The following is a 12,504-nucleotide window of genomic DNA, read 5'->3' as shown; positions in this document are numbered from 1 at the left end:
TAGGCATGAGTTTATTCTACGATACGCTCTACTACTTTCAAAAAAGAGGTTTTGAAGTTTGTCGACGTATAGCTGAGCGCCTTGGTATACGGGCAAGGGTAGTGCGAACTACATTTATATACTTGACGTTTGCAACGCTGGGTTTCGGTTTTGCACTGTACCTATTTATAGCATTTTGGTTACGGATCAAAGATTTGGTTTACACCAAAAGAACCTCGGTATTTGACCTTTGAGTATGATACGAAGACTATTGCGTTCCAAAATAGCGTTGGCCCTCTTTTTAATGTTGCTCGTACTGACATTTGGTATTGTTGGGTACAAATCGCTTTCCGACTTCACTTGGATAGAAGCTATTTACATGACCATTATTACGGTCACTACAGTAGGGTTTTCAGAGGTACGCCCTCTAGATCCAAGTGCCAAGATTTTTACCGTATTTTTAATAGTGACCAGTGTATTCATTTTTGGTTTTGCACTATCGGTCATCACAGAATATTTATTGGAACGGAATTCGCTTAAGGTTTTAAAAAAGAAAAAGGTGAAAAAACGAATAGACAATTTATCCGATCATATTGTAGTCTGCGGATATGGAAGAAATGGTATGCAAGCTGCCGAAAGATTGAAAGAATATAAAAGACCATTTGTTATTATCGAAAAGGACAAAGAAGTTATTGAGCATCATGAAGAAGAAGTGCTTTTTGTGGAAGGGGATGCAAACGAGGACGATGTCCTCATAAAGGCAGGTATTGAAAAAGCACGTTATCTCATAACGGCATTGCCAGATGATGCAGAGAATCTTTTCATTGTACTTTCTGCGCGACAATTGAACAAGAAGCTATTTATTATAAGCAGGGCTTCCCAAGTGACTACACAGTCCAAATTGGAGCTTGCCGGTGCCGACAAGGTAATTATGCCAGATAAAATAGGAGGGGACCACATGGCCTCATTGGTGGTGATGCCAGATTTGATCACATTTATGGACAAACTCTCCATGGAGGGTGAGCATACCACAAATTTGGAAGAGGTGGAGATAGAGGATTTTACCCAATTGGTGGATTGCAAATCTATACGTGATTTGGATTTGAGGAGACAAACAGGTTGTACCATAATAGGATACATTGAACCCAACGGCAACTACATCATTAACCCAGAAGCAGATTTGGAATTACAGCCCAAGGGTAAAGTCATTGTTTTGGGTAGACCAGAGCAAATTCGAAAACTGAATGAAATGTTTCAAATAGGGTAGTAAAAGTTCTTTTAATTTGATTGCGTTAAATTTTTTTAGGATATTGCTGCCCTTACATTCTTTTTTTATTTAACTAACTTCTCATAAATGAAAGTTTTCTTTTCGGTTTTTACATTTCTAATAGTTGTTTCAGGAATTTCGCAAGAGCTTACGGTAACGGGTAAAACCTTAAACCCTTCCAACGGTATAAATGATGGTGCAATATCCTTGAAGGTAGATGGTGGTAAAGCTCCCTATACTTTTAAGTGGAGTAATCAAAGTACTTCGTTAAGCGCTGAAAAAGCTACCGGTTTGGTAGAAGGTATCCCTTACACAGTAAAGGTCACCGATACAAACGGCGATACTGTAACCAAAGTCTTTAAAGTAGAAACCGAATCCATTACCGAGGTTTTCAATGGTTTTATGACGCCTGCGGTAAGCGCCCTTGGTTCTGTTCTGTTTTGGGATCCGTTTGCGGCAATAGGCATTTATGACCCGGTTGCATATGCCGATAAGGAGCGTATTGCAATTCCAAACTGGTCACCTGATGTAGAAAACAAGTACATCTTAAAAAAGTGGCTGAAATCTGAAGGTTCCAAAGTCAAAAAAGGAGATGAAATTGCGGTCATTTCTAAAGATAGCGGAGCAGATGAGACGGTCGTATCGATTGCAAACGGAACACTGAAACACCTTACTGAAGAAAGTGGTGTTATTTATAACTCCAACAATCAGGAACATGTCATAGAACAAGGCGCCCATTTTCTTGCAGAGGTTACTTATGACGAGCCAAGAGTAATTACACATCCAAATGGGGACCCCGTCACCAAAGGAATACCATTTATTGTTATTTGGCTGGTTTTAGGAGCTACGTTCTTTACCATACGGATGGGCTTTATCAATATTCGCGGGTTCAAGCATTCTCTCGACTTGGCAAAAGGCAAGTACGATGACCCTGATGCACCAGGACAAGTAACGCATTTTCAGGCGTTGGCAACGGCGGTATCCGGTACCGTTGGTCTAGGTAATATTGCCGGGGTTGCCGTAGCGGTTTCTTTGGGTGGTGCAGGCGCAACTTTTTGGATGATCGTTTGCGGTCTTTTGGGAATGTCATCAAAGTTTGTGGAATGTACGCTCGGTGTTAAATACCGGGATATTTTACCTGATGGTAGAGTATTTGGAGGTCCTATGAACTATTTACGTTATGGGCTTGAAAAAAGAAATATGAAAGGGTTTGGTAAAGTATTGGCGGGCTTGTTCGCCGTACTTGCCGTTGGTGCTTCCTTTGGCGGTGGAAACATGTTCCAGGCCAACCAATCCTTTGAACAACTTGCCGGGCAATTTCCTGTATTGGCAGGAAATGGCTTCTGGTTTGGAGTAGTGACCGCAATTTTGGTAGGTGTTGTTATTATTGGTGGTATAAACAGTATTGCCAAAGTAACAGGTAGGGTTGTGCCTATAATGGCGTCTATTTATATTGTTGCCGCCTTAGCAGTGATTATCATGAACATTCAAAATATTGGTCCCGCATTCGGTGCTATTATTGAAGGTGCCTTCAGTCCTTCTGCACTTAAAGGTGGTATTATTGGAGTATTGGTCATTGGTTTTCAACGAGCTGCATTCTCTAACGAAGCCGGGGTAGGTTCTGCAGCGATTGCGCATAGCACCGCTAAGACCAACCATCCGCCATCCGAAGGTTTTGTGGCCCTTTTGGAGCCATTCATAGATACTGTAGTAGTATGTACACTGACGGCTTTGGTTCTTATTTTTACAGGAATGCACGAGGTCGAAGGTATGGCAGGTGCGCAATTGACATCTGATGCTTTTGGAAGTCAAATATCTTGGTTTCCCTATGTTTTGGCATTGGCAGTATTCTTATTTGCATTTTCCACCATGATCTCTTGGTCATATTATGGAATGAGAGCGTGGACCTATTTGTTCGGAAAGAGCAGAAGGACCGAGCTTGTTTATAAAATGGTCTTTTTGATTTTCGTAGTCGTTGGTGCTTCCGTTAGTCTTGGGGCCGTATTGGATTTTTCCGATATGATGATACTGGCTATGTCTTTTCCTAACATTATAGGGCTTTACATAATGTCCGGTGAGGTTAAGAAAGACTTGAACGATTATTTTCAGAAACTGAAGACCAACAAGCTTTTCAAAAAACAACAACCTTCAGAAAAATAGAATAGCAAAGTATTGAAAAAGTTTAAGTCCCATTTCAAGTTCAATAAGCAAGAACGAAGTGGGGTTTTCTTTTTGCTCACTCTAATAATTATCCTTCAAGGCGTTTATTTCTATGTAAAGGCAAATCCATCGCAAAGGAAATCCAATGTGCTCGTGGATAATGCGATGGAATTCAAATTGGACAGTCTCAAAAAGATTTCGCTTCAAAAAGAAGCCAAGACCATTTATTCCTTCAATCCAAACTATATTACCGATTACAAAGGCTATACGTTGGGAATGTCAACCGAAGAAATAGATAGGCTGCATGCTTTTAGGAAGTCAAATCAGTTTATGAATTCTGCTGAGCAATTTCAACAAATTACTAAAGTATCCGATTCCATGTTGACTGTATTGTCGCCGTTATTCAAGTTCCCTAATTGGAAACAAAAAAGGATTGAATATTCTTCCAGAAAAAACGATACTCCTAAAACAACCAACGTATCCAAGGTTTTGGACATCAATAGTGCTACTGCCGAAGATTTGAGGAAAATCAATGGAATAGGGGATAAGCTTTCTGCGCGAATCGTAAAATTTAGGGATAGATTAGGAGGTTTTTTAATCGATGAACAGTTGTTCGATGTGTATGGTTTGGATAGCGAAGTGGTACATCGACTTTTGAATCATTATAAAGTATTGAATCCTCCGGTAATTCAAAAAATTAACATCAATACAGCCACCTCAAAACAAATATCAAGCTTGGTCTATATTCCCTATCAGGTAGCTAACAGCATAGTGGAATATCGAACCATGAACGGAAGAATTAATACCTTCGACGAACTAATCAATGTTGAGGGTTTTCCACCAGAAAAACTAGAGAGAATAGTTCTATATTTGTCACTTTAAAAAAAAGCTATGAACAGTATGTACTTCACTGAAGAACATCAATTATTTAGGGAAAGCCTAAAAGAATTTTTGCAAAAAGAAGTAGTTCCACATATTGAGAAGTGGGAAGAAACAGGAACCATTGACCGTTTCATCTGGAAAAAGTTTGCAGACATGGGTTATTTTGGTCTTGCTACCCCTGAATCTTCTGAGGGTCTGGGACTTGACCTCTTCTATACCGTGATATTATTGGAAGAGTTGCAGAAAATCAATTCTGGTGGCTTCGCTGCAGCTATCTGGGCACATGTGTACTTGGCCATGACCCATTTAAACAAAAATGGTAATGAAGCTCAAAAGAAAGCATATCTAATTCCCAGTGTAAATGGTGAGAAAATAGGTTGTTTGGGAGTCACTGAACCCTTTGGTGGAAGTGATGTTGCAGGTATGCGAACCACGGCAGTTCGCCAAGGTGACACATACATTATAAATGGTTCAAAAACTTTTATCACGAATGGTGTTTATGGCGATTATATCATCCTGGCGGCTAAGACCGACCCAGTAGCTGGCAATAAGGGCATAAGCATATTCATCGTGGATAGGAATAGCAAAGGCGTTTCCGCAAATAAATTGAATAAACTAGGATGGAGGGCATCGGATACCGCAGAGTTGGCTTTTGATAATGTAGAAGTGCCAGCTTCAAACCTTATGGGAGAAGAAGGCAAGGGGTTTACCTTTATTATGGAAGCTTTTGCATTGGAACGTTTGATCATGGGAATCAATGCCCATGCTAGAGCAGAATTTGCCCTGGATTATGCCATTCAATATATGTCGGAAAGAGAGGCATTTGGAAAATCCATAGATCAATACCAAGCATTGCGTCACCGCCTAGTGGATTTACATGCTGACATGGATTTGTGCAAACAGTACAATTATGCGGTCACGGCAAAAATGGAAAGAGGAGAATATGTAGTGCGTGAAGCGACCATATCAAAACTCAAGTCTACCAAAATGGCCGATGAAGTCATCTACAATTGCCTTCAATTTTTGGGTGGTTATGGATATATAGAAGATTACCCAATGGCAAGAATGCTGCGAGATAGCCGGTTGGGACCAATAGGAGGAGGTACCTCAGAGATATTGCGAGAAATTATTGCCAAGATAATTATTGATAAAAAAGAATATCGATCGCCTAGTATCTAAGAAATCCATAGTGGTTGAAAATATTTTGCGATAATACTTTTTTGGATAGATTACATTTGTATATTTGCAGCCCCGTTTGTTACGGGAAATAATTTTAAAGAAAGGAGGTTGTAGCCCATGTTAATAATACCAGTAAAAGAAGGAGAAAACATCGATAGAGCTTTAAAACGTTTCAAGCGCAAGTTTGATAAGACCGGCACCATGCGCCAGTTGAGGAAAAGGCAGCAGTTTACCAAACCTTCAGTAAAGCGCAGAGCTGAAATACAGAAAGCTGAATATATTCAAGGCTTAAGAGATCAAGAAGAAATATAAAGTTCTCTCTCACAATATAGTAATCCCGTTCTAATTCTTTAGAGCGGGATTTTTTTTGCCCACACATATTTTAATTTAGATACCTTTGAAATATGCACTTAACTGCTTTTGTATCATATTTAGGATTGGAGAAAAACTATTCCCAACATACCATAGGTGCTTATGAAAACGATGTAAAAACCTTTGCTGAATTTTGTGCGGCGGAGTACGAACTGGAATCTATAGATGAGGTTGACTATACCATAATAAGAACTTGGATCGTTTTTCTTGTTGATAAAGGAATCAATACCAGAAGCATCAATAGAAAAATTTCTTCGTTGCGAGCTTACTTCAAGTTTTTGCAAAAAATAGGGGAAATCAATGATTCACCGCTCGCAAAGCATAAAGCGCTCAAGACAAAGAAAAAAATTGAAGTTCCGTTTTCAGAAAATGAGATGGAAAAAATACTATCGGAGATACCATTTGAAAATGATTTTGAGGGACTTCGTGATAAATTGATTATAGAACTTTTGTATACTACCGGTATTCGCAGGACAGAATTGGTCAACCTGAAACTAGTTGATGTGAATAATGTAAAAGGAACCATAAAAGTGCTGGGAAAACGTAACAAAGAGCGTATTCTCCCCTTGTTGCCATCTACAGAATCAATACTTCAAGATTATTTAGAACTGAGGCAAGGACTGAAAATCATTAAGGACGTAGCTTATCTTTTTTTAACAAAAAGCGGTCTTAAAATTTATGAAACACTTGTTTATCGCACCATAAATAAGTATTTTAGTTTGGTGTCGACGAAGGTGAAAAAGAGTCCACATATATTACGGCACACTTTCGCTACACACATGCTCAATAGAGGCGCCGATTTAAATTCGGTCAAAGAGCTATTGGGGCATTCTAGTTTGGCTTCTACTCAAGTGTATACGCATAACAGTATTGCCGAACTTAAAAAGGTTCACCAAAGAGCACACCCCCGAAATGGGAAATAGCGGATTTCCCACATTGTTTAACCTAGCTGCCAAAGGCAGTACTAAAAACTACATTTTATGAAAGTTAATGCGCAATCAGTTAATTTTGTTGCAGATGGAAAGCTCATCGATTTTGTTCAAAAAAGAATGGATAAGCTAGAAACGTTTTATGACAGGGTCATTAGTTCAGATGTTTATTTAAAAGTTGAAAATACAAGTGCAAAGGAAAATAAGATCGTAGAAATAAAATTATTAGTACCCAGAGATAAGCTGATCGTGAAAAAACAATGTAAATCTTTTGAGGAAGCCGTTGATTCCGCATGCAACTCCCTAGAAAGAAAGCTGGTGAAAAAGAAAGAGAAACAAAGGGCAAAAGCTTGATTAAAATTTTTGCAAAATTATTTTGATTAAATAAATAAATATATACATTTGCAGTCCGTTAGAAATAGCGGGCTTTTTTTGTGTTAAAAAGGTGGTAAAATGCCGATGTAGCTCAGCTGGCTAGAGCAGCTGATTTGTAATCAGCAGGTCGTGGGTTCGAGTCCCTCCATCGGCTCGTAAGTTATTGAAAATAAGGCGGGGAGATACTCAAGCGGCCAACGAGGGCAGACTGTAAATCTGCTGACTATGTCTTCGCAGGTTCGAATCCTGCTCTCCCCACTAAAGAGTCTTCAATGAAAATTGAGGATTTAGAAGTTTTTTTGAAATATTGGATTGTTTTTGGATAAAACCAAAAAAATGCGGGAGTAGCTCAGTTGGTAGAGCGTCAGCCTTCCAAGCTGAATGTCGCCGGTTCGAACCCGGTCTCCCGCTCTAAAGTCATCCTTGCGAAAGCAAGAATCTCTTCCAAAATTTATGGGAGGACTATTTAAAGTAGTTGATTCAACACTTTACGCCGGTGTAGCTCAGGGGTAGAGCGTTTCCTTGGTAAGGAAGAGGTCACGAGTTCAAATCTCGTCATTGGCTCAAAACGATTTGTACACTAATATAAACTAAGATTAAAATTATTTAAAATGGCAAAGGAAACTTTTGATCGTTCCAAACCGCACTTAAATATTGGTACTATTGGACACGTGGATCATGGTAAAACAACATTGACTGCTGCTATTACTACCGTATTGGCAAATGCAGGGTTGTCAGAGCTAAGAAGCTTTGATTCTATTGATAATGCTCCTGAAGAAAAGGAAAGAGGTATTACAATTAACACATCACACGTAGAGTACCAAACTGAAAACCGTCACTACGCACACGTTGACTGTCCAGGTCACGCGGATTACGTGAAGAACATGGTTACTGGTGCTGCTCAAATGGACGGTGCAATTTTGGTTGTTGCTGCAACTGATGGGCCAATGCCACAAACACGTGAACACATCCTATTAGGACGTCAGGTTGGTATTCCAAGAATCGTTGTATTCTTGAACAAAGTTGACATGGTTGACGATGAAGAGCTATTGGAACTAGTTGAAATGGAAGTAAGGGAATTACTTTCTTTCTACGAGTACGATGGTGATAATGGACCTGTAATTTCCGGTTCTGCACTTGGAGCTTTGAACGGAGAGCAAAAATGGGTTGATACTGTAATGGAATTGATGGCAGCTGTAGATGACTGGATCGAGCTTCCTAAGAGAGATGTTGACAAGGATTTCTTAATGCCTGTTGAAGATGTGTTTACGATTACTGGTCGTGGAACCGTTGCTACAGGACGTATCGAAACTGGTGTTGCTAACACGGGTGATGCTGTTGATATCATCGGTATGGGTGCTGAGAAATTGGCTTCCACCATTACTGGTGTTGAGATGTTCCGTAAGATATTGGATAGAGGTGAAGCTGGTGATAACGTAGGTATTCTTTTAAGAGGTATTGAAAAGACCGATATTAAAAGAGGTATGGTAATCTGTAAGCCAGGTTCTGTTAAGCCACACGCTAAGTTCAAAGCTGAGGTCTATATCCTTAAGAAAGAAGAAGGTGGTCGTCACACGCCATTCCATAACAACTATCGTCCACAGTTCTATGTTAGAACTACTGATGTTACAGGAAACATTGGTTTGCCTGATGGTGTTGAAATGGTAATGCCAGGTGATAACTTGACTATCAATGTAGATTTGATTCAGCCAATCGCTTTGAGCGTAGGTCTGCGTTTCGCTATCCGTGAGGGTGGTAGAACAGTAGGTGCTGGTCAGGTTACTGAGATTTTAGATTAATCATTTTATATAAAGTATTGCACTAAAGGGTGTCCTGAATTTATCGGGATACCTTTCAGTGTAAATAGAAACGGGTGTAGCTCATCCCTCAAGTATGGGATGGTAAAACGCCATAATTACGGGCGTAGCTCAGTTGGTAGAGCACTGGTCTCCAAAACCAGGTGTCGGGAGTTCGAGCCTCTCCGCCCGTGCTGAATTAAAGAAGAAAGCAATAGGGAAAGAAGTTTATATATATCCTGAGTGTAGTCGCAGGAAGCTTCTCCGCCATTGCAATTTGAAATAATGAAGTCTATTGGGGCGAGGAGTTTGTGCCTATCGAAAGGCCTGCGCTCAGCACAGGCGAAGTAAAGGAAATCTCTTTGCCCGTGCATTGAAAAATAAATAATATGTTCACTTACATTAAGGAATCATTTGAGGAGTTAAAAAGCAACGTTACATGGTTGGATAGAGAAAAAGCATCCAACTTAATGGTAATCGTAGCAGTTTTCTCTATAGTATTTGCATTGGCTACATGGGGAGTGGATTCTTATTTTTCTGACGCAATAACAGGTAATTTATTTCAGGTTTCTACATACCAAGGCTATCTTGAAAAAGGAGTTTGGGGTATTTTGCAGTTGATATGGTACATTGCCTTGACAGTTGCTATACTTTTAGGTCTATCCTCTTTTATGAATAAGAAAAAATAATAATGATGTCTGAGGTTCTAGAAAAAAAGTGGTACGTAGTAAGAGCGGTAAGTGGTCAAGAGAACAAAATCAAGGGCTACATTGAAAGTGAGGTAGAACGTAACGGTTTTGGTGATTACTTGGAAGATGTTCTTGTGCCAACTGAAAAAGTAGTACAGATTCGTAACGGGAAGAAAATCAATAAAGAGCGCGTTTACTTTCCTGGCTATATAATGATCAAGGCCAATTTGGGTGGAGAAATGGTGCATATTATTCGTTCCATTACAAATGTTATAGGATTTCTTGGAGAAACCAAAGGGGGCGACCCAGTTCCTTTAAGAAAAACAGAGGTAAATAGAATGTTAGGGAAAGTTGATGAATTAGCTGTTAATACAGATAATGTGGCGATTCCTTTCATTTTAGGTGAAACAATCAAGGTTATTGATGGACCTTTCAACGGTTTCAATGGAACAGTTGAAAAAATCAATGAAGAAAAACGCAAGCTTGAGGTAATGGTGAAGATTTTCGGTAGAAAAACACCATTGGAATTAAGTTACATGCAAGTGGAAAAAGTATAATCAGAAATCTGACGTCAGATATCTGAAAACTGAAGAATAAATAGAGCTGTTACATATATAAAGTTGTGTTGCTTCCAATTAACACACTTTCATTTTAATTAAAAACAATGGCAAAAGAAGTAGATAAGGTAGTTAAATTACAAGTTAGGGGAGGTGCTGCGAATCCGTCGCCACCGGTTGGACCCGCCTTAGGTGCTGCTGGTGTTAACATCATGGAGTTCTGTAAGCAATTTAATGCACGTACGCAGGACAAACCAGGTAAAGTATTACCAGTTGTTATCACCGTTTACAAAGACAAATCTTTCGAGTTTGTTGTAAAAACACCACCGGCGGCAGTTCAATTGATGGAAGCAGCTAAGATTAAAAAAGGATCTGGCGAACCTAACAGGGTTAAAAACGGTTCAGTATCATGGGATCAGGTAAAGCAAATCGCCGAAGATAAGATGGTGGATTTGAATGCATTTACCGTTGAATCTGCAATGAGTATGGTTGCGGGTACGGCAAGATCTATGGGACTTAAAGTGGCTGGTAAAAGACCTTTTTAAAATCTTAAAGCACAATTATAATGGCAAGATTGACTAAAAAGCAAAAAGAAGCTCATTCCAAAATCGATAAGAATAAATTATATTCTTTGGATGAGGCATCAGCTTTGGTAAAAGAAATAACCAATGTAAAATTTGACGCTTCCGTAGACCTTGCGGTTCGTTTGGGTGTAGATCCACGAAAAGCAAATCAAATGGTGCGTGGCGTTGTTACCTTGCCCCACGGTACAGGTAAAGATGTAAAAGTTTTAGCATTGGTGACTCCAGATAAAGAAGCAGAAGCTAAGGAAGCTGGTGCTGACTTTGTAGGGTTAGATGAGTACTTGGATAAGATAAAAGGCGGTTGGACAGATGTTGATGTAATCATCACTATGCCAAGTGTTATGGGTAAATTAGGGCCCTTAGGTAGAGTTTTAGGACCAAGAGGTTTAATGCCCAATCCAAAAACCGGTACGGTTACTATGGATGTTGCAAAAGCAGTATCCGAAGTAAAGGCCGGTAAAATTGATTTTAAAGTGGACAAAACAGGAATTGTGCACGCTGCAATTGGAAAGACATCTTTCTCGGCAGACAAAATAGCTGGTAATGCCAAAGAGTTGTTAGATACTTTGGTGAAAATGAAACCAGCTGCGGCAAAAGGTATTTACATGAAAAGTATCTATTTGTCAAGCACTATGAGTCCTAGTGTTCAATTAGATCCAAAAGCAGTTTCGTAACTGGTAGTTCAATATTTATAACGATGACAAGAGAAGAAAAAGCAACCGTAATAGAAGATTTGACTGCACAGTTGGCTGATAGCGCTAATATTTACTTAGCGGATATATCGGGATTGGATGCCGTTGCCACTTCAAATTTAAGAAGGGCATGTTTTAAGGCTAACATTAAACTTGCAGTTGTTAAGAACACCTTGCTTGCAAAAGCAATGGAAGCTTCAGATAAGGAGTTTGGTGAATTGCCAGATGTTTTAAAGGGAAATACATCTTTGATGTTGTCCGAAACTGGTAATGCTCCGGCAAAACTTATCAAAAATTTCAGAAAAAAATCAGATAAGCCATTATTAAAAGGTGCTTTCATTGCGGAAGCCATTTATGTTGGTGATGAGAATCTTGACTCACTTGTAAACATCAAGTCTAAAGAAGAGGTAATAGGGGATATCATCGGATTGTTGCAATCACCGGCCAAAAACGTTATTTCTGGTCTTAAATCAGGTGGTGGTAAACTAGCCGGAATCCTTAAAACATTATCTGAAAAATAATTCGCGCACAATAAACTAAGTATATTTTTAAAAATTTGATTAAACGATAGAAAAATGGCAGATTTAAAAGATTTTGCAGAACAGTTGGTAAACCTTACAGTAAAAGAGGTAAATGAGTTGGCCGACATATTAAAAGAAGAATACGGTATCGAGCCTGCTGCTGCTGCAGTAGCTGTTGCTGCTGGTGGAGCCGGTGGTGGTGAAGCTGAAGCCGCTGAGGAGAAATCAGAATTTGATGTAATCCTTACAGCAGCCGGTGGATCTAAATTGGCAGTTGTAAAACTAGTTAAGGAATTGACTGGTCTTGGATTGAAAGATGCTAAGGACATTGTTGACAGCGCACCAAAAGCTGTTAAAGAAGGTGTTGCCAAAGATGAGGCAGAAGGTATCAAAAAATCATTGGAAGAAGCAGGAGCAGAAGTTGAGCTTAAATAGTAGTTTCTACCATACAAATTTGGTTAAGGTCTTTCCATAATAATGGTTGGGCCTTAGCCTATTTTAATAAGGAGTGTATAAAGCCAT

At 39.4% G+C, this 12,504-nt stretch carries 14 protein-coding genes, 5 tRNA genes and 1 pseudogene; all 20 read left to right on the top strand.

All coding sequences use genetic code 11. The features are described from left to right. Positions 1 to 5: 5 nt before the first annotated feature. The 20 genes and pseudogenes from KIM67_RS18640 to rplL all read left to right on the top strand — a co-directional run bounded on the left by KIM67_RS18640 (position 6) and on the right by rplL (position 12,417). Positions 6 to 233 carry a PspC domain-containing protein gene (locus tag KIM67_RS18640; RefSeq protein ID WP_250149253.1) on the top strand — a complete coding sequence of 76 codons (228 nt, stop codon included), beginning with the start codon at positions 6 to 8 and terminating at the stop codon, positions 231 to 233. A 5-nt stretch (positions 234 to 238) separates the two neighbouring features. After that, positions 239 to 1,246, top strand: coding sequence for a potassium channel protein (locus KIM67_RS12205; protein WP_213831913.1), 1,008 nt, complete (start codon positions 239 to 241; stop codon positions 1,244 to 1,246). 87 nt (positions 1,247 to 1,333) lie between these two features. Continuing rightward, the gene (locus KIM67_RS12200) at positions 1,334 to 3,406 is read left to right on the top strand and encodes an amino acid carrier protein (protein WP_213831725.1); all 2,073 of its coding nucleotides are present in this window, start codon (positions 1,334 to 1,336) and stop codon (positions 3,404 to 3,406) included. A gap of 12 nt (positions 3,407 to 3,418) precedes the next feature. Beyond that, on the top strand, positions 3,419 to 4,288 hold the full coding sequence (locus tag KIM67_RS12195) for a helix-hairpin-helix domain-containing protein (protein ID WP_213831723.1): 870 nt from the start codon (positions 3,419 to 3,421) through the stop codon (positions 4,286 to 4,288). A 9-nt stretch (positions 4,289 to 4,297) separates the two neighbouring features. Continuing rightward, positions 4,298 to 5,467: an acyl-CoA dehydrogenase family protein gene (locus tag KIM67_RS12190; RefSeq protein WP_213831722.1), complete on the top strand. Its 1,170-nt coding sequence runs from the start codon at positions 4,298 to 4,300 to the stop codon at positions 5,465 to 5,467. Between the two features lie 117 nt (positions 5,468 to 5,584). Then, positions 5,585 to 5,779: a 30S ribosomal protein S21 gene (gene rpsU, locus KIM67_RS12185; protein WP_055393644.1), complete on the top strand. Its 195-nt coding sequence runs from the start codon at positions 5,585 to 5,587 to the stop codon at positions 5,777 to 5,779. A gap of 92 nt (positions 5,780 to 5,871) precedes the next feature. Beyond that, positions 5,872 to 6,762, top strand: coding sequence for a tyrosine-type recombinase/integrase (locus KIM67_RS12180; RefSeq protein ID WP_213831721.1), 891 nt, complete (start codon positions 5,872 to 5,874; stop codon positions 6,760 to 6,762). A 57-nt stretch (positions 6,763 to 6,819) separates the two neighbouring features. Beyond that, positions 6,820 to 7,122 (top strand): ribosome hibernation-promoting factor, HPF/YfiA family, encoded by a 303-nt coding sequence (gene hpf / locus KIM67_RS12175; RefSeq protein WP_213831720.1) that lies wholly within the window; start codon positions 6,820 to 6,822, stop codon positions 7,120 to 7,122. 101 nt (positions 7,123 to 7,223) lie between these two features. After that, positions 7,224 to 7,297: transfer RNA gene (locus KIM67_RS12170), tRNA-Thr, on the top strand. 22 nt (positions 7,298 to 7,319) lie between these two features. Next, a tRNA-Tyr gene (locus KIM67_RS12165) sits at positions 7,320 to 7,401 on the top strand. Between the two features lie 80 nt (positions 7,402 to 7,481). Next, a tRNA-Gly gene (locus KIM67_RS12160) sits at positions 7,482 to 7,554 on the top strand. Between the two features lie 81 nt (positions 7,555 to 7,635). After that, positions 7,636 to 7,707 (top strand) — tRNA-Thr (locus KIM67_RS12155). Between the two features lie 47 nt (positions 7,708 to 7,754). Next, the gene (gene tuf, locus KIM67_RS12150) at positions 7,755 to 8,942 is read left to right on the top strand and encodes an elongation factor Tu (RefSeq protein ID WP_213831719.1); all 1,188 of its coding nucleotides are present in this window, start codon (positions 7,755 to 7,757) and stop codon (positions 8,940 to 8,942) included. 118 nt (positions 8,943 to 9,060) lie between these two features. Further along, positions 9,061 to 9,133: transfer RNA gene (locus KIM67_RS12145), tRNA-Trp, on the top strand. Positions 9,134 to 9,328: 195 nt separating this feature from the next. Continuing rightward, positions 9,329 to 9,487 (top strand): annotated as a pseudogene (gene secE, locus KIM67_RS18635) (preprotein translocase subunit SecE); the annotation flags it as partial. Between the two features lie 146 nt (positions 9,488 to 9,633). Then, positions 9,634 to 10,185 (top strand): transcription termination/antitermination protein NusG, encoded by a 552-nt coding sequence (gene nusG, locus KIM67_RS12135; protein WP_213831911.1) that lies wholly within the window; start codon positions 9,634 to 9,636, stop codon positions 10,183 to 10,185. Positions 10,186 to 10,292: 107 nt separating this feature from the next. Next, positions 10,293 to 10,730, top strand: coding sequence for a 50S ribosomal protein L11 (gene rplK / locus KIM67_RS12130; protein WP_097047425.1), 438 nt, complete (start codon positions 10,293 to 10,295; stop codon positions 10,728 to 10,730). 20 nt (positions 10,731 to 10,750) lie between these two features. Continuing rightward, a complete protein-coding gene (rplA, locus tag KIM67_RS12125; protein WP_163416056.1) occupies positions 10,751 to 11,443 on the top strand; it encodes a 50S ribosomal protein L1 in 693 nt (230 codons plus the stop codon). A gap of 23 nt (positions 11,444 to 11,466) precedes the next feature. Further along, entirely contained in the window at positions 11,467 to 11,982 is a 516-nt protein-coding gene (rplJ, locus tag KIM67_RS12120; protein WP_163416054.1) for a 50S ribosomal protein L10, read from the top strand. Between the two features lie 54 nt (positions 11,983 to 12,036). After that, positions 12,037 to 12,417 carry a 50S ribosomal protein L7/L12 gene (gene rplL, locus KIM67_RS12115; RefSeq protein WP_109665069.1) on the top strand — a complete coding sequence of 127 codons (381 nt, stop codon included), beginning with the start codon at positions 12,037 to 12,039 and terminating at the stop codon, positions 12,415 to 12,417. Positions 12,418 to 12,504: the final 87 nt, after the last annotated feature.

The organism is Flagellimonas sp. 389 (genome assembly GCF_018449435.1).
GTDB lineage: Bacteria > Bacteroidota > Bacteroidia > Flavobacteriales > Flavobacteriaceae > Flagellimonas.
Note: the sequence above shows the minus strand (reverse complement) of the source record. Positions and strands in the feature narration are given on the sequence as shown.